The 26,547-nt window shown below is 41.8% G+C and carries 22 protein-coding genes and 1 pseudogene; 16 read left to right on the forward strand and 7 right to left on the reverse strand.

Features of this window, described 5'->3' with window-relative positions:
• Positions 1-18 precede the first annotated feature (18 nt).
• Positions 19-810, reverse strand: a complete 792-nt coding sequence (locus B9P78_RS02935) for an ABC transporter ATP-binding protein (protein WP_094518063.1) — start codon at positions 808-810, stop codon at positions 19-21.
• Between the two features lie 402 nt (positions 811-1,212).
• Between B9P78_RS02935 and ilvB the strand changes: the two genes are divergently transcribed.
• From ilvB to ilvA, 4 genes are all read left to right on the forward strand, one after another.
• Positions 1,213-2,916 (forward strand): biosynthetic-type acetolactate synthase large subunit, encoded by a 1,704-nt coding sequence (gene ilvB / locus B9P78_RS02940; RefSeq protein ID WP_233487674.1) that lies wholly within the window; start codon positions 1,213-1,215, stop codon positions 2,914-2,916.
• The gene (locus B9P78_RS02945) at positions 2,913-3,185 is read left to right on the forward strand and encodes an ACT domain-containing protein (protein WP_094518064.1); all 273 of its coding nucleotides are present in this window, start codon (positions 2,913-2,915) and stop codon (positions 3,183-3,185) included. Before ilvB ends, B9P78_RS02945 begins: the two co-directional genes overlap by 4 nt.
• Before the next feature lie 105 nt (positions 3,186-3,290).
• The gene (gene ilvC, locus B9P78_RS02950; RefSeq protein WP_094518065.1) at positions 3,291-4,301 is read left to right on the forward strand and encodes a ketol-acid reductoisomerase; all 1,011 of its coding nucleotides are present in this window, start codon (positions 3,291-3,293) and stop codon (positions 4,299-4,301) included.
• A gap of 48 nt (positions 4,302-4,349) precedes the next feature.
• A complete protein-coding gene (gene ilvA / locus B9P78_RS02955; RefSeq protein WP_094518083.1) occupies positions 4,350-5,618 on the forward strand; it encodes a threonine ammonia-lyase IlvA in 1,269 nt (422 codons plus the stop codon).
• Positions 5,619-6,090: 472 nt separating this feature from the next.
• Here ilvA and B9P78_RS02960 read toward each other — a convergent pair whose 3' ends face one another.
• Genes B9P78_RS02960 through B9P78_RS02970 form a run of 3 tightly spaced genes read right to left on the reverse strand, consistent with a single transcriptional unit; the run spans position 6,091 to position 7,897 of the window.
• Positions 6,091-6,321 (reverse strand): DUF896 domain-containing protein, encoded by a 231-nt coding sequence (locus tag B9P78_RS02960; RefSeq protein WP_094518066.1) that lies wholly within the window; start codon positions 6,319-6,321, stop codon positions 6,091-6,093.
• 24 nt (positions 6,322-6,345) lie between these two features.
• Entirely contained in the window at positions 6,346-6,960 is a 615-nt protein-coding gene (locus B9P78_RS02965; RefSeq protein ID WP_094518067.1) for an alpha/beta hydrolase, read from the reverse strand.
• A gap of 10 nt (positions 6,961-6,970) precedes the next feature.
• A complete protein-coding gene (locus B9P78_RS02970; protein ID WP_094518068.1) occupies positions 6,971-7,897 on the reverse strand; it encodes a VOC family protein in 927 nt (308 codons plus the stop codon).
• Positions 7,898-8,125: 228 nt separating this feature from the next.
• Here B9P78_RS02970 and B9P78_RS02975 point away from each other — a divergent pair, with 228 nt between their 5' ends.
• The 7 genes from B9P78_RS02975 to B9P78_RS03010 all read left to right on the forward strand — a co-directional run bounded on the left by B9P78_RS02975 (position 8,126) and on the right by B9P78_RS03010 (position 16,319).
• Complete coding sequence (locus tag B9P78_RS02975; RefSeq protein ID WP_094518069.1) at positions 8,126-9,559, forward strand: MFS transporter; 1,434 nt, start codon at positions 8,126-8,128, stop codon at positions 9,557-9,559.
• A gap of 490 nt (positions 9,560-10,049) precedes the next feature.
• Positions 10,050-10,814 carry a tRNA (adenosine(37)-N6)-threonylcarbamoyltransferase complex dimerization subunit type 1 TsaB gene (gene tsaB / locus B9P78_RS02980; protein WP_094518084.1) on the forward strand — a complete coding sequence of 255 codons (765 nt, stop codon included), beginning with the start codon at positions 10,050-10,052 and terminating at the stop codon, positions 10,812-10,814.
• A gap of 40 nt (positions 10,815-10,854) precedes the next feature.
• Positions 10,855-11,406 (forward strand): ribosomal protein S18-alanine N-acetyltransferase, encoded by a 552-nt coding sequence (rimI, locus tag B9P78_RS02985; RefSeq protein ID WP_233487675.1) that lies wholly within the window; start codon positions 10,855-10,857, stop codon positions 11,404-11,406.
• A 7-nt stretch (positions 11,407-11,413) separates the two neighbouring features.
• Positions 11,414-11,905: a ribosomal protein S18-alanine N-acetyltransferase gene (gene rimI, locus B9P78_RS02990; RefSeq protein WP_094518071.1), complete on the forward strand. Its 492-nt coding sequence runs from the start codon at positions 11,414-11,416 to the stop codon at positions 11,903-11,905.
• A 29-nt stretch (positions 11,906-11,934) separates the two neighbouring features.
• On the forward strand, positions 11,935-12,942 hold the full coding sequence (tsaD, locus tag B9P78_RS02995; RefSeq protein WP_094518072.1) for a tRNA (adenosine(37)-N6)-threonylcarbamoyltransferase complex transferase subunit TsaD: 1,008 nt from the start codon (positions 11,935-11,937) through the stop codon (positions 12,940-12,942).
• 186 nt (positions 12,943-13,128) lie between these two features.
• Positions 13,129-14,616, forward strand: a complete 1,488-nt coding sequence (locus B9P78_RS03000) for a Mur ligase family protein (RefSeq protein ID WP_094518073.1) — start codon at positions 13,129-13,131, stop codon at positions 14,614-14,616.
• 962 nt (positions 14,617-15,578) lie between these two features.
• Positions 15,579-16,319, forward strand: coding sequence for an alpha/beta hydrolase (locus B9P78_RS03010; RefSeq protein WP_094518075.1), 741 nt, complete (start codon positions 15,579-15,581; stop codon positions 16,317-16,319).
• A gap of 64 nt (positions 16,320-16,383) precedes the next feature.
• Here B9P78_RS03010 and B9P78_RS03015 read toward each other — a convergent pair whose 3' ends face one another.
• A complete protein-coding gene (locus B9P78_RS03015) occupies positions 16,384-17,487 on the reverse strand; it encodes a glycerol dehydrogenase (RefSeq protein WP_094518076.1) in 1,104 nt (367 codons plus the stop codon).
• Between the two features lie 275 nt (positions 17,488-17,762).
• Between B9P78_RS03015 and B9P78_RS03020 the strand changes: the two genes are divergently transcribed.
• The 3 genes from B9P78_RS03020 to B9P78_RS03030 all read left to right on the forward strand — a co-directional run bounded on the left by B9P78_RS03020 (position 17,763) and on the right by B9P78_RS03030 (position 20,986).
• Positions 17,763-18,086: a nucleotide pyrophosphohydrolase gene (locus tag B9P78_RS03020; protein WP_094518077.1), complete on the forward strand. Its 324-nt coding sequence runs from the start codon at positions 17,763-17,765 to the stop codon at positions 18,084-18,086.
• 481 nt (positions 18,087-18,567) lie between these two features.
• A complete protein-coding gene (locus B9P78_RS03025) occupies positions 18,568-19,788 on the forward strand; it encodes a M20 family metallopeptidase (protein ID WP_094518078.1) in 1,221 nt (406 codons plus the stop codon).
• A gap of 277 nt (positions 19,789-20,065) precedes the next feature.
• Positions 20,066-20,986, forward strand: coding sequence for a tRNA-dihydrouridine synthase (locus B9P78_RS03030; RefSeq protein ID WP_094518085.1), 921 nt, complete (start codon positions 20,066-20,068; stop codon positions 20,984-20,986).
• 1,456 nt (positions 20,987-22,442) lie between these two features.
• Here B9P78_RS03030 and B9P78_RS03035 read toward each other — a convergent pair.
• Both B9P78_RS03035 and B9P78_RS03040 read right to left on the reverse strand, forming a co-directional pair.
• Positions 22,443-23,554: pseudogene (locus B9P78_RS03035) on the reverse strand (IS3 family transposase).
• A gap of 479 nt (positions 23,555-24,033) precedes the next feature.
• The gene (locus B9P78_RS03040) at positions 24,034-24,396 is read right to left on the reverse strand and encodes a helix-turn-helix domain-containing protein (protein ID WP_094518079.1); all 363 of its coding nucleotides are present in this window, start codon (positions 24,394-24,396) and stop codon (positions 24,034-24,036) included.
• 123 nt (positions 24,397-24,519) lie between these two features.
• Here B9P78_RS03040 and B9P78_RS03045 point away from each other — a divergent pair, with 123 nt between their 5' ends.
• Positions 24,520-25,635: an S-(hydroxymethyl)glutathione dehydrogenase/class III alcohol dehydrogenase gene (locus B9P78_RS03045; RefSeq protein ID WP_094518086.1), complete on the forward strand. Its 1,116-nt coding sequence runs from the start codon at positions 24,520-24,522 to the stop codon at positions 25,633-25,635.
• A gap of 4 nt (positions 25,636-25,639) precedes the next feature.
• Positions 25,640-26,473, forward strand: coding sequence for an S-formylglutathione hydrolase (gene fghA / locus B9P78_RS03050; RefSeq protein WP_094518080.1), 834 nt, complete (start codon positions 25,640-25,642; stop codon positions 26,471-26,473).
• The last annotated feature ends 74 nt before the right edge of the window (positions 26,474-26,547 follow it).

The raw sequence follows: 26,547 nt of genomic DNA on the forward strand, positions 1-26,547 counted from the left end.
CCATCACCCTCAACAAAACTATTCGGGTACCACCTGGATGCGACCATTTTTGAAAGGATGGAGGATGACCGGTTTGTCATAGAAGGCGTGTAGGCGTTCGGGGGTGAGGATTTGATCACGGTCACCCTGGGCGAAGATGTGTCCTGCTTTAAGGAGCAATACTTTTTGGTAAAATGCAGGGATTTCCTCGGTTTGATGTGTGACCATGAGTTGACTTAACTGGGGCTTGCGTTCAGCTAAGAGCGCTAAATTATCTAGCAGGCGTTCGCGGGCGAACAAATCCAGGCCACCCATAGGTTCATCTAAAATTAATAGTTCAGGGTCTGTCATCAAGGCCCGTAAGATGAGAACGGTTTGGCGTTCACCTTGGGAAAGGCTGGCTAGGTTACGGCCACTTAGATGGGTCATATTGAAGTCTGCCAGCAAAGCGCCAGCTTGCGCACGGTCTTCGTCTGTGATGTGTTGGTAAATACCAATACTGGCAAATTTCCCTGAAATAATAGTGTTTTCGACACTGAGATGGGTGGGTAATTGTTGGTTTAGCCAACTGGACACCAGACCAATACGTTTTTGGAGGTCGGGGATAGACGTCTTACCGAAGGGCTGACCCAGCACGGTGACTTGACCGCTGGACGGGAAATGCGAGCCATTTAGAATGTTGAGTAGGCTGGATTTGCCGGATCCGTTAAGACCGAGTAAACCCCAGTGTTGGCCGGATGCAATGGTCCAGTTGATGTCTGCGAGAATAGTTTTATCCCCGCGACGAAAGGCAAGGTTTTGGAGGTTGATGATGTCGTGTGCTGTGGTCATGATGGTGGTCGCTCCTTCGTATAATCACTGAATATGAGAAAATAGCTACTTTTTCTAATAGAATAATTTTATTCTAGCAGAAATCTTCCTGGAAAAACGGCTGATTTTGTATTTTATGAGAAAATAATGAAAATATTTCATTGACAAGTTAAAAAATGGTGAGTATACTGATTCCAATGAGTAATCAAAAACGAGAGGAGTTTCATTCAATGAGAGCGTTCAATTTATTAAATGCGAATGTCGTGATTATTATTATCACATAGGACTGGAGTTAACTAAGGTTAATTTGAGTCCTATTCGATGTTGAGTGGGACTTGGCATCCCATATTGTATGGGATGCTTTTTTATTGCTTTCGATGACTTGATAAGATTAAAGGATTAACGAAGAAATGGGGTGCTCATGTGGGCAATACGAAAGAAACCAAGTTAGGTACGGAATTGCTGGTGGACGCGCTGAGAGATCAGGGTGTATCGGTTATTTTTGGTTATCCAGGCGGGGCAGCGTTGCATATTTATGATGAGTTTTTTAGACAAAATGTGAATCACGTCCTCACACGACATGAACAAGGGGCAGGTCATATGGCGGATGCCTATGCGCGTGTCACAGGAGAGGTCGGCGTGGCCGTCACAACAAGTGGTCCGGGTGCAACCAATATCGTCACACCAGTCGCAACAGCACAAATGGATTCCGTTCCCATGGTGGTTATTTCGGGACAAGTTGCCGTAGATGGTATCGGTAAAGATGCCTTCCAAGAGACAGATGTGGTGTCATTAATGACCCCCATCACCAAATATGCTTATCAAGTAACGGACGCAAAAGACATCCCGCGTATCATCAAAGAAGCCTTCTATTTAGCCAATTCGGGTCGTAAAGGGCCGGTACTGGTGGATATCCCGAAAAATATTGGGGTACAAGCAGTTGAGCTAGCCGACGTAGACGATAGCTTTGATTTACCAGGCTACCAACCTGAAACCCTTGTTGATTTAGCAGCTGTTGAAGCAGTGAAAAATGCATTACTAGCTGCAGACAAACCCTTACTACTTGTAGGGAACGGCCTCGTAAAATCAGACGCTGCGCAAGCATTGCGCGACTTTGCCCACCGCTACCAAATTCCAGTTACCCACACCTTACTTGGTGCAGGTTTGATGACTAGTGATGACCCACTAAATCTTGGTATGGCGGGCATGCACGGGACCTACGCAGCGAACATGGCCTTAATGGAAACAGATTGTTTAGTTAACCTGGGCAGCCGGTTCGACGACCGCGTAGCTTCAAATCCCAACAACTTTGCGCCGGGCGCCAAAATTATTCACGTGGATATTGATGCGGCGGAATTAAATAAGATTATGCCAACAGATATTGCTGTTGTTGGCGACGCCAAACAATTCTTACAGGTGTTGCTAGAAAACCCAATTGACAATTGGACCAACAAAACTGCATGGCTAGAACATCAAGCAGCGAATCAAGCCCTACATCCTTTGCGGGTGCCAGAGGCGAATGACTTCATTCGACCGCAACGTGTGCTGGAGTATTTAGGTCAGGCAACAAACGGACAGGCGTATATCGTTACGGACGTTGGCCAACATCAAATGTGGGCAGCCCAATATTACCCTTACCAATTCCCACGTCAATTATTGACCTCAGGCGGTTTGGGCACAATGGGTTATGGTGTGCCTGCAACAATTGGGGCAGCCTTTGCCGCAGCGGATACAGATCATCCAGTTGTGGGTATCATCGGTGACGGTGGTTTCCAAATGACCAACCAGGAGTTGAATATCATCCAACATTACGGGGTGAAACCAAAATTCATCATCTTAAATAACACTGTATTAGGCATGGTACATCAATGGCAACATGCCTTCTATGAAGATCGGTATTCGCATTCAGAATTTGGGGCTGGGTTACCAGACTTCGTGAAGTTATCTGAAGCCTTGGGTGTTAAGGCAGCGAGAGTTACAGAGCCAAGCCAATTAGAGGCAGCAATTGATACGATGTTAGCCTACGATGGGGGCTATGTCTTAGAGATTTTGATTGATAAACATGAATTGGTGACGCCAATGGTACCGTCTGGTAAAGCCAATAATGAAATGGAGGGATTGTCATGAGTGTCAGCTATATTGAATTACGCGTAGTCAATCGACCGGGCGTCCTCAATCGGATCACCCAAGTGGTCTTGAAACCACGCTACAATATCGACAGTTTAACTTTGGTCGCCACTGACGATCCCAAGGTGTCTGTGATTACGGTGGGCATCCGCTTTGAGGATGAGGCAGCAGCTAGCTTGTTGACCAAACAATTGGCCAAGCAAGTAGACGTATTGAGTGGTGTGGTCTTGGATAAGGCCCCCGCAGTGACAGAAGGTGAGGCCCCTTAAAAGACCTAGGCCGCTAGTTTCAAGGTGATGTTTCTTGGCTAGCAGTCGTATTTTGCACAAAGAACTGATGGTAAGTTACTAGGATTTTATATGGAGGTTTTGGATATGGCAAAGGTTTACTATGAAAAAGATGTTACGACGAATGCACTAAATGGTAAGAAGATTGCGGTTGTGGGTTATGGTTCGCAAGGGCATGCGCATGCGCAAAATTTACGTGATAATGGTAATGACGTGGTGATTGGTATTCGTGAAGGGTCGTCTGCGAATCGTGCGCGTAATGATGGGTTTGAAGTGTATTCTGTTGCGGGAGCTTCGAAGTTGGCGGATGTTGTGATGGTGTTATTGCCGGATGAAATCCAAAAAGATACTTATGCGGCTGAAATTGCACCGAATCTTGAAGCTGGGAATGCATTAGCTTTTGCCCATGGTTTTAATATCCATTTCCAAAATATCAAACCGGCTGCTGATTTAGATGTGTTCATGGTTGCGCCTAAGGGTCCTGGTCATTTGGTTCGTCGTGAGTTTACGAAGGGTTCTGCTGTGCCTTCTTTGTTTGCGGTTTATCAAGATGCGACTGGTAATGCACGTGATTTAGCTTTGTCTTGGGCAAATGGTATTGGTTCAACGCGTGTAGGTGTGATTGAGACAGATTTCCGTGAAGAAACGGAATCAGACTTATTCGGTGAACAAGCGGTCTTGATGGGTGGGGTTACGCATTTAATTCAAGCTGGTTTTGAAACGCTTGTTGAAGCTGGGTACCAACCTGAAATTGCTTATTTTGAGGTAATGCACGAATTGAAATTAATTGTTGATTTGATGTACGAAGGTGGTATGGACCACATGCGTAAATCTTGCTCGAATACGGCTGAATTTGGGGACTATGTTTCTGGTCCACGTTTGATTACACCGGATGTAAAAGGTCGTATGAAGGAAGTATTGAACGACATCCAAGATGGTTCATTTGCCAAACGCTTTACGGATGACTATGACAACGGCTTTAAAGAGTTCTATGCGTTACGTGAGAAAGAACAAGGTCACCAAATTGAAGAAGTTGGGGCTAAATTGCGCGATATGATGCCATTCGTTAAGGAAAATGCGGTAGATACCAACAACTAATTTTTAAAGGGAAAACATGCACGCAAATGAGAGTGAGGAAAGGCCATGATGACCAAGCAAGTCAATAAGGAACAGGTATTATATGCCTACAAAAAGTTACAGTCCGTCGTCCGTCAAACACCATTACAGTTTGATCCATATTTATCGGAAAAATATGCAGCAAACATCTATTTGAAACGTGAGGATTTACAGGTGGTACGGTCCTTTAAATTACGAGGCGCCTACTTTGCAATTAGCGAGTTGACCGCAGAAGCCTTATCACATGGGGTAATTTGTGCGTCAGCCGGTAACCATGCACAAGGTGTAGCCTATGCCTGCAATGAAAAGCAAGTTATGGCAACGATTTTTATGCCCAACACAACACCAGCCCAAAAAATCAACCAAGTGCGCTACTTTGGTGGCGCCTATGTTGATATCGTGATTGAAGGGGATACCTTCGATGCTTGTAATGAAGCGGCTCATGTATATGCGGAAGACAACCACTTAACTTTTATCGAACCTTACGATGATGAGGATGTCATCGCCGGTCAAGGGTCCTTAGCGGTGGAAGTCCACCAAAGTTTAACAGCTGAAGGGGAAACCGCTGATTTCGTATTTGTACCAATCGGTGGTGGTGGCTTGGTGTCGGGTGTGTCGGCATATATGAGCGAGGCAATGCCGGAAACCAAAATCGTTGGGGTGGAACCCTCAGGCGCTGCCTCTATGCAACTAGCTTTGGCTGAGGGGCAACCGACTGCTTTGGATCACGTAGATAAGTTTGCAGATGGGACGGCTGTCGGCAAGGCCGGTAACATCACCTTTGAATACGTGCAACACTTAATTGATCACATTGAAATCGTGCCCGAAGGCAAAATCGCAGGTACCATTATCGATTTATATACCCGTCAAGCAATCGTTGCCGAACCATCCGGCGCCTTATCTGTCGCAGCTTTGGAAAACATGAAAGAGGCGATTAAGGGGAAAACGGTGGTCTGCATCATCTCTGGTGGGAACAATGACATCAACCGCATGGCCGAAATCGAGGAACGTGCCTTGATTTACTCAGGCAAGAAACAATATTTTGTGGTCAATTTCCCACAAAGACCGGGTGCCTTGCGTGAATTTGTATCAGAAGTCTTAGGACCTGAAGATGACATCGCTAAGTTTGAGTATACCAAGAAAATTTCCCGTTCAAATGGACCAGCCTTAGTCGGTATTTTATTAGGCGAGTATGAAACCCTACCAGATTTACTGGAACGATTAGAAAAATTTGACCCTAACTACGTTTCAGTTTCCGAAAATCCAACCTTATATGGTTCCTCGTTTAGAAAAAAATAATTGCAATTCCTACTCTTGTCTATCATGGCACTTTTATAAGCTAAAAACACCAGTATAGCAGTCTTTTGACGGCTTGATCACCCTTGATAGAAAAAGACTGTTACATCAATGATGAAAACGTTTTATAAAAAGGTTTTCATTTTTTATTAACCCGTGCTATAATGTTTTTGAGGCAATCTAGACCTCTAATAGATTGCATCATCCTTTCATTTTTGTTTTTTCCTTTTTCACCCTCAAGGCTTGAGGGTGTTTTTTTTATGAAGGCGGTTGGGACAAATGGTTCCTTCGACCTATTTTGCTGTATTGTGAACGATATTATTCCTGAATAATGGGCGATTCAGGACAAAAACGCGAAATTGTATGCTATAAAATTTCGCTATTTTATCAAATATCTCGAATCATTCTATAATGAACGCGTGCCCAATATAGCAAAAGAGATTGGAACCATGAGTCCCAATCTCTGCTAAATCAATTATTGATTTTTCTTGTTCTTTGCTTCGTCAACTTCCTTAGGTGTAATATCTGCACCTGTTGGGTCGATGACGCGGGTATTTTCAATAATCCCCTTAAATGAACTGCGGAATTCGTTCAAATATTCTTGACGTAGTTCCTTTTGCTCAGCTAACTCGGCTTCCGTAATGGTGCCGGCTTTCTTTTTCGCAGCTAATTCATTGATTCGTGCAATGAGTTTACTCGTTGCCATATGCTATCATTCCTTCATTTCATATTAGCCAACAGCGGAGGCATACCATCCTTTCGCTGCTTGTAATTCAGGCATTGATAGGGAATGGCCGTAGTTTTCCCAGTGAAGGGTTACGGTAGCGCCCGCTGATTCTAGGGCTTTGGTTAAATTTTCACTCTCGCTAGTCGCTACAATTGGATCATTGCTACCAGCACCGATAAAGACGGGTGTCTTGCTTAGATTTGGCATGTTATCCGTTTCAAAAGGTACCATTGCATGTAACAAAATCGCGCCCTTAAACGGATTATCAAACATGTGCAACATACCACCGGCAATGTTGGCACCATTCGAATAACCAATCGGCACAACCTTGTCGCGGTCAAAACCTCTGGCCTCTGCCATCTCATCTATGAAATTATACAGGTCTTGGGCATGGAATTTCAAGTTTTCCACGTCTAAATTCCCTTCACCATGGCGTTTGAAGAAACGATTATAAGGTCCTTCTGGCTCATTTCCGCGTAACGACAAGATATTCGCATGCGGATCAATAAAATTCGCCACATCCAGCAAATCGTTCTCCGTCCCGCCAGTACCATGCAATAATAGCAAAGTAGGGGCATGTTCAACTGTTGATGGCTTGTAGATATATTCGTAACTCATAATGTCTCCTTTAAAAATCCAGTGGTGTCAGTTTCTTCTTCACATCTTCAATAATTGCCTGGTGTTTTGCAGGGTAGAAAAGTTCAGTCCCCAAATTTTCTAGTGATTCATTCCAGGTGAAACCTGGTGCTTTCGTCGCCAACTCAATCAGTAGTCCACCACGTTCACGGAAATATAGTGATTTAAAGTAATCGCGGTTTTTAATATCGCTAGCCTTGTAGCCTTCTTTTTGTGCAATATCTAACCAATAGACTAAGGCATCTTCACCATCCACTTGGAAAGCAATATGGTGAACAGTACCTATGGCCATTGTACCAAACGTACCAGGTGTTTTACGGATATCGATCCATTCTTTGTGGTCGCCAGGTGCTTGGAGGCGAGTGTATACTGCATCTTCGTCAACAATCGGCCAGTTTAATACATCTTCAAAGAAATGCAGGGTGTTTGCTGGACGATGACTATAAATAATGGCACCCGCAAAACCTTGAATGGCTGTTTCAGGGGTGATATCGTCCACTGCATAGCTATTCGCTTTGCCCCAATTTTTTTCTACCAATTCAATGTTTAAATTATGGAAATCCTTGATTAATAGGGTTTCTTGGCCAAAACGACTGCCACGTACAAAATCAACACCCTTATCGGTTAGACGTTTCGCCCAGAAATCAATACTGTTTTCTGGAATCGCGTAGATGGTGGTTGCTACTTGGCCATCGCCAAGTTCGCCCATTTTCTTGTTTTCCCAGGGGAAGAAAGTAATGATGGTACCAGGATCAGCATCATAATTACCAAAGTACAAGTGATAAGTGTAAGGGTCATCGTAGTTTAACGTTTTCTTGACTAAACGAAGGCCAAGAATATCTCTGTAAAAAGTTAATACCTCATTCGGATTACCGACGATTGCTGTAATGTGGTGTAATTGTTGAATATCTGTTGCCATCTTTTTTCCTCCTTCTAGGAATATTTCTAAATCGAACTATTTGACATATTTAGTATAACATCATCTCGAATTCGAATCAATAGCCGTTCGATGATTTTTTTTGTAAGCAAATAGGGCGTATTGTGAAGTTTATGTAAACTTGTCTCATTTTACGTCATTTCGAAACAGAATTTGTTAGAATTTATTTGTTACACTTTAATAGATAATGTGATAAACAGGAGGAAAAACATGGGAAATTCATACGGTGAATCGACTGCGGTACAAGAATCAGAAAAACGCCCATTTGGTATGCGTGATATTATCGGCTACTTCTTTGGGGATTTCGGTTGTAACTTGAGTTACTCTGTCGTTACCTATTATTTGACGATTTTTTATGTGTCATATATTGGCATTGAAGCAACACATTTTGCTGCAATTATGATTTTAACACGTGTGTTTGATGCAATTAATGATCCAATGGTTGGTTACTTCTCTGACCGAATTAAACCAATTAAAGGCAACCGCTACAAACCATTTATCTTAGTAGGTGGACCGCTATTAGCTTTAATTTCAGCCTTCATGTACTTTGATACATCTGGCATGAGCTATGGTGTGAAGTTAGCTGTCTGTGCAATTTCTTATGTAGCTTGGGACTTCGCCTATACGCTAGTCAACATTCCTTATGGTACCTTGAACTCAGTGATTACTGATTCATCAGAAGGACGTACGAAATTATCAACTGCGCGTTCAATCGGTGCAGGGGTTGCCAAATTACCAGTCGCTATTATTCCTTTAATTGTTTACCAAGACAAACTAGTTGATGGTAAGGTGGTATCACAATTCCAAGGACAATTGATGTTCCCTGTTATGTTGGGCTTGGGTGTTGTCGCGTTAATCTCATTCTTGTTGCTATACAATAATGTGGAAGAACGTGTAAAACCTGACGACAAACGTGGCGAAAAACAGCCATCTATTTTTACAACATTAAGAACTTTATTCTCTAACCGCGCCTTAATCGCGCAAATTATTGCGGGTACTGCCCAAACAATCTTTATCTACTCTGCGTCTCAGTTACACCAAATGACTTTACAAATAAAATACAACGACGGTGGTTTATTCTCTTGGTTCACACTAATTGAAATCGCACCACTAGCTATCGGAGTATTGATGATTACACCATTAGTACGCAAATTTGGTAAACGTAAAGTAATCATCGTTCCTTTAATCGGGACATTAGTGATTTACATCAGCATGTTATTATTCCCAGTTGATAACTCAACAACTTGGATCATCTTGATGGCCATTGCCAACATGTTCACATTTGGTTTCCAATTATTATCATGGGCAATGATTTCAGATGCAATTGACTACAACGAATGGAAACAAGGCTTCCGTTCTGACGGATCATTATATTCTTCATATATCTTCTGTCGTAAGATTGGTACAGCCATTTCATCAGCCAGTGTACCGCTATTAATCGCATACGCTGCACCATCATTAGAATTAAACAACGCCGCAACTTGGACAGCTTCAAACGTGAACGCTATCTATAACATGTCAATTACCTTCCCACTAGTTGGGTTTGGTTTAGTCTTCATTGCCTACCTATTAGTCTTCAACATCACCACCGAAGACTACCATGCAATGCAAAAAGATTTAGGCCACACAATTGACAACGGCTAAACAGTCATTAATAGGGAGAGGCGGGGACATTTGTCCTCGTCTCTTTTTGATTGCTTTAAAACAAGTAATATTGGGTTGTGCGCTGCACAACCCAACCATTTGATTTTTTTGACGGTGACTTATTTTGCTCAGATAAGTCACAGGTTTGGTTGAGTGTGATTTATTTTCCCAGATAAGTCACACCACCCAACCGCTTAAAACGCCTCCCCAGAAATGAATACATCAGATGCTGTAGCGGTATGGCATGACAGATGGATGCCATTTAATCATTTATCGCTTAAAATTTCGATAATTGTTTTCACATTTAGGCTTGGTATTTTGCTATACTAAAGAAGAAAAGATGGCACATTTGCCATGAATACCGACGACTTGAAAGTCAGGACAATTGCCCCTATAATCAGTAGGCCAGATAGTGGCATTCGGCGTCCTCAAAATAATCAAAAACGTCAATATTACACAATCAAAATCCAAGATAGAACAAGGTGGTTTTATGAAAACTTTAGCAATAGATACATCAACGCAATCACTGAGCGTAGCTTTACGTGATGGCGATAAGGTAGTGGCTGAAACAACCACCAATACCAAAATCAAACACTCAACGCAGTTACTGCCGCTCATCAATCAAATGTTCCAGGTTATTGGTTGGACCGCAAATGATTTAGAAGGCATTGTGGTAACAGCGGGTCCGGGATCCTATACAGGGCTTCGTATTGGGGTGACAGCGGCCAAAACGATGGCCAACACCCTAAGCATTCCTTTATATACCGTTCCAACCTTACAAGCATTAGCTGGCAACGTGCAAACGTTCGAGGCACCGGCACTGGTCTTGCCATTTATCGATGCCAGACGGCAAACAGCATTTGCGACCCTCTACCAAAAAGAGGGCAATACATTTAAACAACTATTCACCACTTCTCATGGTAAATTCGCGACATTCCTAGATCAAGTGAAGGCGCATATCGCAGCAGATGCCTCATTACAAGCACAACCACTATACTTTATTAGTCCGGATGTCGACCAGTTTGCGGAAGCCATTACAGCAGTCTTTGGCGAAAATGACAAAGCGCGGATTTTACCAAGTGAACTTGGCCTAATACATGCCAGTCACCTTGGTGCGTTACCAGTAGAACAGGTGGATGTGGATACCTTTATTCCTTACTATGCAAAATTAGCAGAGGCTGAAGAAAATTGGCTAGCTCAAAATCCTGAGGAGGCTAGGTTAGATGAAGGCAAATACGTGGAAAGAACAGATTAGTAATTTTTTCAAAAATTTGAATCAACAGGTGTTATTTACGATGAAAAATTCAGTGGTATCCGATTTAGACTTAAACGAAGAACCAATCACCCTTGCAGACGGACGGGTAGTTACCTTTGCCTTACAAAATACGAGAGTCATCTACGAAATGGTAGATGTGGAATATCGTGCCTATCATCAGGTCATGTCATGGACAGCCCAGGATTTCTTGTACGATATGACAGAAAATCCCAATACCTACTACATTCAAGCCTTCGTCGGCGAAGAACTAGCAGGCTTTGTCGGTTGTCGCCGTGACAGAACAGACGTCCATATCTCAAACTTTGTCGTCAACCCAGACTTCCAATCAATGGGGATTGGGGCAGCCCTATTACAACGGGCTATTTGCTGTGCCAAACAATTGGACCGCAACGCCATGTCCCTAGAAGTACGCGCCTCAAACCATGGCGCCCAACGCTTCTACCAACGCTTTGGCTTCTACGAAAGTGCCACCAAAGAGCGTTACTACTCAGACAACGACGAAGACGCCTACGAAATGCGTCTGATGCCACTCATGAATATCGACGAGATTGAAGTGATCGAAAGTGCCTAGACAGACCATGCAAATCCATAAAATCGATGCCGAGTGGGCGCGCAGTCAATCACCTGACACTGTGGGGAAAATGACAGCCGACCTCCATGGCGCACTAGCCCAAGCATTTCCAGAAGGGTTCTCGTGGACGGAACAGACTATTCAGGCCAGCCTACACAACAGATTTCATCAATTTTTCTACATGCGCGACCAAGCAACGAGCGAGATTGTTGCGGTGGCGCATTTTCAATTGATCTTTGACGAAGCGGAACTCTTTAATATTGGCGTGGTGCCGAGTCATCAAAGACGGGGCTTAGCCAAGCAAGTCTTACAATGTGTGCTTGACCACTATCAAAAACAAGACGTAGCCACGATTACCTTAGAAGTGCGCAGTCGCAACCAAGCAGCCCGCAAACTATACGAAAGCCTGGGCTTCAAACAAATTGCTAGCCGTCCGGACTATTATCCGATAAACTTAGACGACGCGATTATTTATCAAATACAATTGAATCAAATATAAATAGTATTTCAGAAAGGAGTTTTCAATTTATGGCAACAATATTAGCTATTGAATCATCATGTGATGAAACGAGTGCAGCCATCGTCTTGAACGGGACAGACATGCGTTCAAACGTGGTGGCCAGCCAAATCAAAAGCCACATGCGTTTTGGTGGGGTCGTACCCGAAATTGCCAGTCGTCACCATGTGGAACAAATTACTCAAGTCATCGATTTAGCCATGGCCGAAGGAGGCGCAACGTGGGATGACGTAGATGCGGTTGCTGTTACCCAAGGGCCAGGTCTAGTCGGGTCACTCCTAATCGGGATTACCGCAGCGAAAACCTTAGCCTTTGCCCATCAAAAACCCTTGATTGGGGTTAACCATATGGCTGGTCACATTTATGCCAACCAATTAGTGGCACCAATGGACTATCCATTATTAGCCTTGGTTGTTTCTGGGGGTCATACCGAGCTTGTGTTAATGCGCGGTGACAACGATTTTGAAACCATCGGCGATACCCGCGATGACGCAGTAGGTGAAGCCTACGACAAAATTGGCCGAGTGATTGGGGTACCATATCCAGGTGGTAAAATCATCGACCAAATGGCGCATGAAGGGGAAGATGTCTATAATTATCCACGTGCCATGAAGGGCGAAGATACTTTAGATTTTTCATTCTCAGGTCTAAAATCAGCCGTGATTAACCACATGCATAATGCCAAACAAAAGAATGAAACGTTAGATATGAACAATGTGGCGGCTTCATTCCAAGCAGCAGCCCTAGATCAATTGGTGGGTCGCACCATGCGCGCCTTGGAATTGCATCCTGAAATCAAGCATGTCCTAGTAGCCGGTGGGGTGGCAGCCAATAAAGGCTTGCGTACCCAACTAACTGCAGCTATCGAGGCCTTTGACCAAGAAATTACCCTGCAATTCCCACCGTTAGGCTTATGTGGGGACAATGCAGCCATGATTGGTGCCGCAGCCGAATCTTTATATGCGCAAGCGGACTTTGCGCCCCTAGGCTTGGATGCTAAACCAGGCTTATCACTCTAGTCAAGCCACCAGAGCTTAAGCATTTAGCAGTACTTTCTTAAACAACTTAATCTTTATGGACCAATGCCGGTTAATTCCTCTAGCATTGGTTCTTTTTTTGCCCCAAAAACTTCATACTTTCATCGTATTTCCAACCTAATATAAGACCTATCAAACTACAAGCACAACAAAGGAGTCGTGAAAGGCATGAAAATCAGCACATTATTTCAAAAAAGTGGCGTTAACACTAGTCAACCTATCAGTAAAGCAATCGGCGAAATGGCCATCACAGGCATTAGCGAATCATCTCAAACCGTTGCACCAGGCCACGTATTTGTTGCGATTTCAGGCTTCCAAAAGGACGGCACGGCCTATATCCAAGATGCCATTGACGCCGGTGCAGCCCTTATCGTGACCGATCGTCCGCTTGCTATAAAAAGAACCGGCGCTACGAAAAACACCGCCTTTGTCCAGGTGGCTAATGCCCGTAAAGCCTTGGGAGCCCTCGTGGCCGCCTACTACGGCTTCCCTAGTCAGGACAAACTGGTCATCGGGATTACGGGTACCAACGGCAAAACGACTACCGCCTTATTTCTACAACACTTACTGGAGAAAGCTGGCTACCAAGTCGCATACTTTGGGACCGTCTATAACGAAGTGAACGGCCAACGCTATGATGCCACGCTGACCACCCCAAGTGCCACTGAAATCCAAAAAGCCCTCGCCAATTCAGACGACGACGCGGTCATCATCGAAGCATCTAGTCAAGGGCTAGACCAATACCGCATGCAGGGGGTGACCTTTGACTATGCCTTATTTACCAACATGTACCGCGATCATCTTGACTACCACGAGTCCATGGAGAATTACTTCCAAGCCAAGAAAATGCTTTTTGACTTGCTGAAAGAGGACGGTACCGCGGTCATCAACACCTATACCATGTGGGGCCACCGTTTAGCCAGTGAACTGCAAGCGGCAGGCAAGCAGGTGGTTACCGTTGGCCAAGAAGAGGGCGCCAACGCCCACGTGCTAGATTGTTATGACGATGCTGCAGAGGTTGATTTCAACGGCCAAGTCGTGACCATCACCGCGCCATTAGCCGGGACCTACAACCAGGAAAATCTGATTCTAGCAACAGCCGTGGTCGACGATTTGGGTCTCGATCCAGGCAATACCAACCAAGCAATTGTTGACTTCCCGGGCATTTCCGGACGTTTGGAGACCTATGAAGTCAGCCCTGAAGAAACCATTATCGTCGATTACGCCCACACACCGGATGCCATCGAAGCCTTACTGACTAGTCTGGGCAATACCTATCCCGGTCGCGACATCATCCACATCTTTGGTTTCCGCGGTCAACGTGATAGTGGCAAATTTCCCAAAATGGTCCAAGCCTCTCAAGCAAATGCAGACTTCACCATCCTGACAACAGATGACCTGAATGGTGTGACCCAGCACAAGATGGTCGCAAATTATAGCCAATACATGACTTATTATGGCTTCGATAACCTAGCCACCATCATGGACCGATTCGAAGCCCTACAAACAGCTTTTGAAATGGCAAAAAGGCCAACCCTCTTAGTGATGACAGGCAAGGGCCACGAAAACTACCGGATCCCTTGCCGTACAGGGGTAATTTCTGACCAAGAAGCAGCAGAAGCCATGATGCAGAGTAGGGTTGTTCACTTTCGGTAAAGGCACGGATTATGGTATCATCAATAGTAATCAAGAACACAAGAAAGGTGAGTGATTGGGTGGCATCTTGGAAACATACCAACAAGACAGATAAGCACAAAGAAACCCAGACCAATAAACGGGCTAAAAAATATGCGCCCCAACCTAGAGACACCTTCGTTGATATCATTATCTTTCTACTGATAATCGCCGTCATTTCAGGGCTCGTCTTCTTCTATTGGGCTATGAAATTATAAACGTTAGATAAGGAAAAGGCGGAGTGATCCGTCTTTTTTCTATTTGATTGAAGAAAGAGATTTCTGCACTTGTATATTTTTTACTATAAAAAGCCAATAAGTAATAACCAGAAGGGGCTGTGCGTCCATTTATGAGAAAGAATGGAAAGCAAAAATGGCTGAATTTTTCATTTCCCAAAAAAAGTGAAAGTTCAGCTCGTTGTGTGACGCAATTTTTCTCATTATTGAAATCAAAGCATCCCGAACTTTCCAATTACTGGTTATTTTATATAGAATACCAACAACCTAGGTAAAAATTTTATGCTAGCGTGATACTCATCCGAATAAGGTCTTAAAAATATCAAGTGGTATAAATTAATCATATTGTGACAAAGTAAACAAGAGTTAACACTGCAAAATAGGCGATGAATGAACATATAAGCAAAGAATATATATATTATGTGAAAATATGCACTTGTATTTCATCTAGAAAGCGATTACAATTGAAATAACCTCACCAATGAGCATCCGATTGCTGTGGGATTTTCAAAAACAGGGTGCGTTCCTAGTGCGATGAACCTGTATTGCCCGGCAATACTGGATCATGTGCTTTTTGTCCTGCCTCCTAAGCGTGCACTTAGGGGGTTTGTTTGTGTCTAAAAATAATCATATTACAAGTGAATTCATCTTTTTCATGCTAGAATGGAGGCGTAAAAGACCAAGCTAGTTGAAGAAGGAGTGGCGCCAATGTTTGAACAATTCGCTTTCTATTTTCCCGCAAAAGATGTCGACAAACAGATTCACCTGTATTTACCCGACAACTATGAAGAAAGTAAGGAACACTTTCCAGTAGTCTATATGTACGACGGTCACAATTTATTCTTCGATGAAGATGCTACATACGGCACTTCTTGGGGGTTACTCGACTTTATGGATACCTATGATAAGCAGGTCATCATCGTTGGGATTGAATGCTCACACGAAGAGGGTGAACGTATTCGCGAATACTGCCCGTATCCAGTTGATACCCAATACTTCGGTCACGTAGCCGGCTATGGTGATGTCTATATGGATTGGTTGGTCAATGAACTCAAACCATTCATCGACGATAATTATCCAACCATTCCCGACCGCGAAGCAACTGCGATTGCTGGTTCATCGATGGGTGGGTTGATGGCATTCTACTCTGTCATCGCCCATAACGACGTCTTCTCCAAAGCTGGCGCCCTATCACCAGCCTTCGGATTCGCAGTGCCTGAACTAGAAGCCGAAATAGCGCAACACGATATTGATCCAGATACCCGCGTCTTCTTCTCGTATGGTGACGAAGAAGTCAACTTCGAACGATTGAAACCAACAGCTACATTCAACGATGCCATCATCGAAGCCGGTGGCGAAACCCACGTCCACATCGAAGAAGGCGGCGACCACTCCGAAGCCACATGGCGTAAGCAAAACCGCTTATATATGGACTTCTTGTGGAAATAATATGGATAATGTAAAAAGGCAGAGACGTGTTAATCTCTGCCTTATTTGTTCTTGTGTGTAAATTTTATTTTTCTAAAGCCGTCACGTAGGCGTCAACCGCTATTAAAGCGTCGGCAACGTCATCAGGTGTCACTTTGAATGGTAATGCATGAATGGTTTCACCTTCGATGGTTGCTTGTTTCCCAACTTTTAAGAGAGATTCTCGGTCATTGGCATCCAAGTGGAGTTCAGCTAATGTTGTAGGCAAGCCTAATTTTTGATATAGGGCAATATAAGCATCAATTTCTTCAAGGGGACGATTTTCCAAGAAGAGCTGTGTTAGTGTACCGTAAGTAACTTTCTCACCATGGGTTAAATGGTGAATGTCACCATCAAGAGCGGTGAAGCCGTTGTGGATGGCATGTGCCGCCGCAAGACCACCAGATTCAAAACCAAGACCACTTAATAAAGTGTTGGCTTCAATCACGTTTTCAACTGCAGGTGTTAATACTTTTGCTTGAACAGCACGGTAAGCTTTTAAGCCATCAGCGAATAGTACTTCACGACATTTGTCGCCGATCGCTTGGGCTGCGAGCGTTGTTTTCCCACCAGCCATGGTATTTGAATTACTGATGACATTGGGACGGATTTCAACCGCAGTTGCTAAGGCATCCGCAATACCTGAAGCAAATAAACGTGCTGGTGAGTGGGCAATGACGTAGGTATCTAGTAAAACGAGATCAGGATTCTTTTTATAGAAACGGTATTGTTCAAATACACCGGCTTCTGAGTAAATGACAGATAGGGCAGAGGTTGGGGCATCGGTAGACGCAGTCGTTGGTAAGACTGCAATCGGCGTACCCAATTCATCCGCAATCGCCTTACCAGCATCGATTGCTTTCCCACCACCAAGGGCTAAGACAACATTTACACTGTGTTGACGACCAATTTCAGTGACACGATTGATTTCAATTGTTGAAGCTTCACCATTGAAGGGTTCACGAACCACTTTAATACCAGCATCAGTCAAGACACGAGCCAATTCTTCACCAACAATACCCCATACTACATCATCGGCAAGTAGCAGGGCTTTGTCACCTAATTTTTGAATATATTCAACCCCAGTAGGGCTAGTTAAGAGATGTTCACCTTGTACATAACGAGAGGGACTAGCAAAAACTTTTAGCATGATATTTCCTCCTATGTTGTTAAAATATTCACAAAAAACAGCTACACATTCAAATCGTTCTTTTAAATTAACTTTCTTACATGTGAATAATATCACAATAAAAAGTGAAAGGGAAATGATTTCGTGAAGAATTTGCAATAAATATTTGCATAATAATTCCATACCCTTAAATACACTTGCAATTATCGCGACTGTGGTAGAAGATAAGTTTTACAAATATAGAGATGAGCATCAACATTAGCAACTGATCAAGATGCAAGAGGAGGCAAAACAGAATGACTAGTATGGAGAAAGTTAACGCCTTTCGTGATGCGCGCAATTGGCGCCAATTTCATAATGAAAAAGATTTAGCCCTTTCGATTTCCTTAGAAGCGTCTGAGCTACTAGAAATCTTCCAATGGAAAACCGCTGAAGAAGGTAAACAAAATATTGACGCTATTAAAGACGAATTAGCCGATGTGTTAATTTATTCCTATATGTTGGCGGATAATCTAGATTTAGATATTGATGAAATTATTGAACGCAAACTCATCAAAAATAATGAAAAATATCCAGTAGAAAAAAGTAGAGACAATAAAGAAAAATATACTGAGTTATAATCATTTGTATTTGGGTGGGATAAAATCATAGCTTTCCGTCCTTATTGTGTACATTCAGGATGTGAGAAAAAGCGTTTAACCCTCAACCAGTGGAAGATTTGCGCCTGTGATGACGTTAGTCATCGCCAGCTAATCTGAAGTGGGCAGAGGGTTGCTTTTTCGAACTCGACTAGAGAGTCAAGGTCTTTCTGTCTTGAAATCGAGTCAAGGTCTCGATTTCATGCTTTTTCACGGCTAAGGACGTACACTTCCAGGTCCTACAATCTTTCAGGAGATTATCAATATAATTATGAATACATGATTTCAGAGAGGGGTTTGTCCAACCCTCTTTTTTTTATGGGCAGGCCTAAAACATTAAATTAGAAAAAGATGAAAATTTCATGAAAATACAATTGACTTACCAGGATGACACGAGTAAAATTTTGCATAACCAACAAAAATTGACCAGTACACAGATTTTCAAAAGAAAGTAGGGATTTTTATGGCAGAAACAAGCATTCAAACAAGTACACTTTACGATTTATGGGCAAGTGATTTAGAAGCCAACTATGAAGAAACAGTAGCAGTTCGACGCTACCTTCACCAACATCCCGAGCCATCTTTTGAAGAAAAAGAAACCGCAGCGTACATTGTCGACAAATTGAAATCATTTGGTATCACGGATATCAGACAAAACGTTGGGAATGGCTACGGTATCGTCGCTAAAATCAAAGGTGGACATCCCGGACCAACGATCGCTTTCCGTGCCGACTTCGATGCCTTACGTATCAAAGAGGAAAATAATATTTCCTACAAATCAAAAAATGACGGCGTGATGCATGCATGTGGCCACGATACGCATACAGCGACCTTGCTAAGTGTGGCAGAAATCCTTGCGCAATCAGCAGCTGACTTACATGGTAATATTGTACTTCTCCATCAACACGCTGAAGAAGTATTGCCAGGCGGCGCTAAGAGTATGGTTGAAGATGGTTCTATTGACGATGTTGACTTTGTCTTTGGGCAACATGTGCAATCACAATTACAAGCGGAAAAAATTGGCTATGCACCAGGTTATGCCATGGCAGCGGCAGATTTCTTCAACATCCAAATCCAAGGTAAGGGGGGCCATGGTGCCCATCCACAAGATACCGTCGATTCAGTAATCATCGCAACGAAAATTGTTGATGCCTTACAAACCTTGGTCAGCCGTGCCATTAACCCATTACATCCAGCGGTAGTGACAGTATCAACTGTTCAAGCTGGGGGTGAAGCCAACAATATCATTGCCGACTCAGCTATGATTCGCGGTACAGTAAGAACGTATCATGAAGAAGCGCGTGGTATCATTGAAGATGAATTAACTACCTTAGCTGAAGGTGTTGCCGCTATGTATCACGGAACAAGTGAAGTGACATACGTTCGTGGGTATGACGCTGTATACAATCATCCGGCAGAAACAGACCGTTTTGTGAGTGTAATGAAAGAGAAATTCGGTGAAGATGAAGTGATCCAACTCGAACCAAGTATGGGTGGCGAGGACTTTGGTTACTTTACCAGCGTTCGCCCAGGAACGTTCTTCAATGTTGGCGGCTTTAATCCAGAATATGACGCAACCTTCCCCCATCACCATCCACGTTTTAATGTCGACGAAAAAGCCATGCTTGTCGCCGGAAAAGTCTTCTTAGCGATCGCTGAAGACTACTTAATTCCTAAAGACTAAACACAAAGTATGAAGGCCAGCATGTAATTGTGCTGGCTTTTTACTTTCTTAGCGAAATTTTATGCAAAAATAAGAGGTTTTCCTTTCTTTTCATGGCGGATTTTGAGATAATAAACCGCTGTAAACACCATTTTGCAATCAAAAAGAAAAGCTCTTGTGGCTTTTTTTATTTTGACCGATTTATAAAAAGAAAAAACAAAAGGGAAAGGAACTTATTTTGGAACAAAAGAAGAATTTTTGGCAAGAATTGCCTCGTCCATATTTTATATTAGCACCGATGGAAGATGTTACTGACACCGTATTCCGTCATGTAATCCAAAAAGCAGCCAAACCAGATGTATACTTTACTGAATTTACCAACTCTGAAAGTTACGTACATCCAAAAGGGCGCGATTCATTAAATACACGTCTACAATTTACACCAGATGAAAAGCCAATCGTGGCACATATTTGGGGAGATAACCCAGCTCACTTTGCGGAAATGGCAAAGGGCATGAACGAAATGGATTATGCCGGACTTGATATCAACATGGGTTGTCCAGCACCCAACGTGTTCAAACATGGTCGTGGTTCAGGTTTGATTTTACGTCCAGAAGTGGCCGTAGAATTGATTCAAGCTTCTAAAGAAGGCGGCTTACCAGTATCTGTCAAAACACGTTTAGGTCACCAAGACGTGAACGAATATAAAGAATGGTTAACTACGATCTTAAAACAAGATATCGCTAACCTTTCTATTCACCTACGTACCAAGACAGAAATGTCTAAAGCAGACGCACATTGGGAATTGATTCCAGAAATCAAAGCCCTGCGTGATGAAATTGCACCAAACACACTATTAACTATCAACGGCGACATTCCAAACCGTCAAGTAGGTCAAGAATTAGTCGATAAATACGGCGTAGATGGTGTCATGATTGGCCGTGGCATTTTCCATAACCCATTCGCCTTTGAAGAAGAACAACGCGAACACTCACCAAAAGAATTACTAGACTTGTTTAGATATCACCTAGATTTATTCGACAAGAATGCCGCAGAAAATGGTCGTCCATACAAACCATTACGACGTTTCTTCAAAATTTATATCCGTTCATTCAAGGGTGCCAACGAATTGCGTATCGGCTTGATGGAAACAGAATCAACCGACGAAGCACGCGCACTACTAGATGAATTCGAAGCAAAACACTTACATGAAGCATAATTAAATATGAAGTGAGGCTGGGACAAAAGATTAAAATCATAGATTTTCGTCCTTACAGTGTACGTCCCTTATGAGCCGTGGGACCATTGAAAGCCAAGGTCTTTCAATTTGAAATCGAGCCAAGGTCTCGATTTCATCCTATTTCACGGCTAAGGAACTACACTTTCAGTCCTTTAACCTGTTTCCGTGATATATTTCAATCAAAATTTATAAAAATTTTTTCAAAGTAAAAGGCGTACACAATTCTTTTTAAGAATTGTGTACGCCTTTTTAGAGGCCTTTTGTCCCAGCCACGTTATATGTTTTGTCCATAAGATTAACGATGACAATGGTAAGGTGCTCATAGAACAAAGAGTACTCTAATATTCAAAAAAGATTTTATACTGGTATACTTAAGAAAAGTTTTAAAAAAAGCATATATATAAGTCCACGAAAGTAGAAAAGTATACCGGTATACTTTCGTGAGTTTAATTTAGTATACCAGTAGACTTTCGTGTATCTTATCGAGTAAAAGAGCTGTTTACAATCAAAATATACTCCGGTAGAGTTAAATTGTAGTTAAAACTGAATACAAAAAAAGCCCCATAGACGTCAATCTACGAGACACACAAAACGACGTATGACGTATCAAGATAATTTTGGGGCTAATGAAGATAAAAAGTTTCATGTTTATTTCAAAACTCATATAGCACCTATACTAGATGATAAAAATCATGAATATTATATTGTCCGTAATGGATGAATAGCTGACTTAGCTATCTATAGTTTTGAATATGGTGAACGTTTTGAGCCTGATTTCCTTTTATTTATCAAAAAGGATAAAGAATCGGAGTATCAAGTTGCTTATATGTAGAACCTAAAGGTAGTCATTTACTTGAAAAAGATAACTGGAAAGATAATTTTTAGCAGATATCAAATAGAATGCTATTGCTATTAATAGTTACCTATTTTAATAATCATTATAATGTTATGGGACTACCGTTATTTAATGAGGAGCATAGATTGTTAAAATTTAAAGAGGCTGCAGAAAATATAGTAAATAATACATAAATAAAGATAAATATATACATAGATAGCTGATTTAAAAAAGTATTCATGCATGAATACTTAATATGTTAAAATACATTTAATAGCTACAAATATACGAAAAAAGTGGCAAATTGAATATCAATCTACCACTAAAATAAAAATATTAACTCCCGTCGACCAAAACTTGAAGTTGAGAAAGGGTTTTTAATTTTTCTTTACAAAAGATATATTCTATATTTTTTGTAGTTATACAGTAAGTATAATCAAATACTTCTATTTTTTAAAGAAAAGAAATTTTATAAAGGTCCTTTCTCAATTTTTTGACTTCGAGTTGAGATGAATTAAGAAATGGTTTTTATTATGACTAAATTTGATTTTGATATGGCTTTAACAGATGTGGTATGTCAACACTTAATTAGACAACTTTTTAAAGGTGTGATAATTTGTATTCTTGTGGCGATAAGTAACCGAGCGACCCGTGAATACGAATCTTATTGTACCAATTAACGTAATCAAACAGTTCAAGGTCCAGTTCTTTCTGATGTTCAAAAACACGGCCATTAATCAATTCTGTTTTAATCGTTTTAAAGGTAGCTTCTGCTACAGCGTTGTCGTATGGAGTGCCTTTATTGCTTAAAGAGCGTTTGATACCAAAGGTATCTAGTGCTTTGTCGATGAGATGATTTTTAAATTCACTTCCCCGGTCTGTGTGGAATAATTTAAGACGAGTTAAATTGTACGGAACCGTTGAAAAAGCGCGCTGAACTAACTCTGCGGTCTTATTTGGACCAGAGCTGTACCCAATAATCTCACGATTATATAAGTCTACCAGAACACAAATGTAGTGCCATTTTTGCCTTACGCGCACATAAGTTAAGTCACTGACAATAACAGTCAATTCCTTCTCTTGATTGAATCTTCGATTCAGTACATTAACTGTTTCAGACTCATTAACGGTCGATTTACTTGGTTTGAATTGAGCAATCGTATATTTAGAGAGCAGACCTTGTTCTTTCATGATTCGACTACTTCTACTACGTGAGACTTGCCAGCCCAGCTTTTGGAGTTCGACTTATATTTTTCGCTGACCATAAATGTTATGACTAGCTTTAAATACCTGAACAATCAACTGTGTTAGCTCTTCTTCTTGATGATCACGTTGTTTCGCTTCGTAATAGTAGGTGCTTCTTGAGATTTGCAGGACCTCGCACATTGCTGATACCGAGTATTTGTAAAGGTTATTCCGAATCACATCTACTTTCGTCCCATTATCAGCGCTGCTTGTTTTAAAATATCGTTCTCCATCATAAGACGCTGATTTTCTTTACGGAGCTTTATTAATTCTGTTTCTTCAGGTGTACGATTATCTTTTTCTTGAAATGAACCAGTTGATTGGTGTTGACGGACCCATCTATCCAAGGCCGAAGGCGTCAGATCATATTCTCTAACAATATCTGCCCGAGGCTTTCCAGCTAAATGCAGTTGAACAACTTGTTCTTTAAAGTCCTTAGAGGACGATCTTCTTTCTCTTTTAGTCATAATGCTTTTCCTCCATTGTGATTTAACTTAAGTGTATAAGACCTTATAATTATTGTCCAACTTAGTGTGACCTATTCAAAGAATGTTAACAGAGAAAGATAGAGTACAAGGAAAAATGTATTCAACAAAATAATAAAGCTTTTTAAACTCATATTTAATATAAATGTGAGTTTTTTGTCTATTTAGGGTGTACCTAAAACAGACAGCGATAAGGTTTTGTTTTTTCGCCTTTTTTAGTTTTTATTATGAGTGTCGATTAAGTAAGCTGATAAAAAGGAGTGAAAAATATAAAAGTAGGCTATGCACGTGTATCGTCTACTCGTTCAATTCTAGATGATAAATGAAAAAGGAAGATAAGCCTGCAGCCTGACTTCTTTTTCTCAAATTCTTCTATCAAATTGATCATTCAAGAAGTCGAGAAACGCCTTCATGCAAGCGATTATGGACTTTTTTTTTTTCAAAAATGTTTGTGCCGTTTATTATTCAACTGAATCTTTGCTAGCGTTTTCTCTCAAAAATTCTCTAAAACTATCTCCCCAATCACAAATAGAAGTTACAACGGGTTCTAAGAGTAAACCAATTTCACTTAGTTGGTACTCTACTTTAGGAGGAACAACCGGGTATACAACCCTAGTAATGATTTGATCTTCTTCTAATTCCCTTAATTGTCTAATTAACATACGTTGATTGACATCGGGAAGGTATCTTTGTATTTCACTTAACCTTAATGGAGACTGTTGGAGCAAACACCAGATAATCGCTATTTTCCAACGTCCACCTATAACGGATAAAGCCAAATCCTTGCTAGTGAAAAAAGTTTTTTCTTTATAATGAATGGTCATATAGTACCATCTCTTTCTATTGATATTTTGTTTTTAGTGACAAAAGCGTCAGTATTGTCTAATGAATTATAATATGAGATTATGGAAAAGTAAATTAGCAAACAAATGAAAGAAGGTATTCAATTGAAAAGTAAAGCTGCTGTTGCATTTAAACCAGGAGAACCGCTTCAAATTGTAGAAATCGATGTAGAAGAACCGAAGGCAAAAGAGGTCTTAGTAAAAATCTTGCATACTTCAGTTTGCCATACGGATGCGTTTACTTTATCGGGTGATGATCCAGAAGGTGTATTTCCGGCTGTACTAGGTCATGAAGGTGCTGGTGTTGTCGTTTCTGTAGGGGATGAAGTGACTTCCGTAAAACCAGGAGACCATGTGATTCCACTGTACACGGCTGAATGTGGGGAATGTAAATTCTGTCTTTCTGGTAAAACCAACTTATGTAGTGCCGTGCGAGAAACGCAAGGCAAAGGTTTAATGCCTGATGGAACTACACGTTTCTCTTATAAGGGAGAGCCGATTTATCATTATATGGGAACCAGTACCTTTAGCGAATATACAGTTGTACCTGAGATTTCTTTAGCAAAAATTAACCCAGAAGCACCCCTTGATAAAGTCGCTTTATTTGGGTGCGGTGTAACTACAGGGATAGGTGCTGTACACAAAACGGCAAAAGTGGAAGAAGGTGCAGTAACAGCCGTATTTGGCCTTGGGGCTATCGGTTTAGCTGTTATACAAGGATTGGTCCAAGCAAAGGCCAGCCGAATTATTGCTGTCGACTTAGATGAAGATAAGTTTGAATTAGCTAAAAAAATGGGCGCAACCGATTTTGTGAATCCAGCTAAATTTGATCGTCCTATTCAAGAGGTCATCGTTGAAATGACGGATGGGGGAGTTGATTATAGCTTCGAGTGTATTGGAAATGTGGAAGTTATGAAGGCTGCTCTTGAATGTTGTCATAAAGGCTGGGGGGAAAGCACTATTATCGGTGTAGCCGGCGCAGGGAAAGAGATTCATACTCGCCCATTCCAATTAGTAACGGGACGCGTATGGCGTGGATCAGCCTTTGGCGGAGTCAAAGGTAGAACGGAACTACCAGGAATGGTGGAGGACTTTATGGAGGGTATAATTGACTTGGACCCCTATATCACCCATCACTTAAACTTTACTGACATTAATGAGGCATTTGATTTGCTTCATAGGGGCGAATCGATTCGAACGATTTTAACATATGAGGAGTGAAGAAGTGAATCTTAAGCTTATTGAAAACCACCGCTCTTTTGGTGGAGAACAGCGTAAGTACAGCCATTATTCAGAAGTGTTACAGTGCGACATGACCTTTAGTCTCTACTTGCCGTCCAATAAGGGAATGGAAAAAATCCCGCTTATTTGGTGGCTATCGGGTTTAACGTGTACCGATGATAATTTTAGTCATAAAAGTGGCTTCCAAAGATTGGCTGAAAAATATCAAGTGGCTGTCATGATTCCCGATACGTCACCACGCGGAGAACATGTTGCTGATGATGAGTCTTGGGATCTTGGCCAAGGTGCAGGATTTTATTTGGATGCGACCCAAGAACCATGGGCCAAGCATTATAAGATGTATGCCTATATCACAGAGGAGTTAACCGCGATTGCGTCCTCTCTAGTGCCCAACTTCTCAGGGAAAGAGAGCATTATGGGGCATTCTATGGGAGGGCATGGCGCTTTGGTAATGGGCATGAAAAATACAGAGAGATTCAAAGCGATTTCGGCTTTATCTCCTATTTTGAGCCCTAGTCAAGTTCCTTGGGGGATCAAAGCCTTCACCACTTATTTAGGGGAGAATCAAACTTCCTGGAAAGGGTGGGATGCTTCCGAACTGGTTAAAGGAACCGGGATGCCGCCTATTCTCATTTCGCAAGGAACTGAGGATGGGTTTTATCCAGAACAATTAACAGAAACGTATTTTTTGAAAAATGCTCAGGAAAATAATGTAGCCGTAGATTACAAAAAGGAAGAAGGCTACGACCATAGCTACTTCTTCATTGCTACTTTCTTGGAAGATCATTTCGCTTTTCATATGGAGTACTTAAGATAATTCTTTAGTTTAAATTCTCACTCTATTTAAAGTGGTTTGATTGTTGAACTTTATAATGTTCCATAAGTCTTTTG

Source organism: Aerococcus sp. 1KP-2016 (assembly GCF_002252085.1).
GTDB lineage: Bacteria > Bacillota > Bacilli > Lactobacillales > Aerococcaceae > Aerococcus.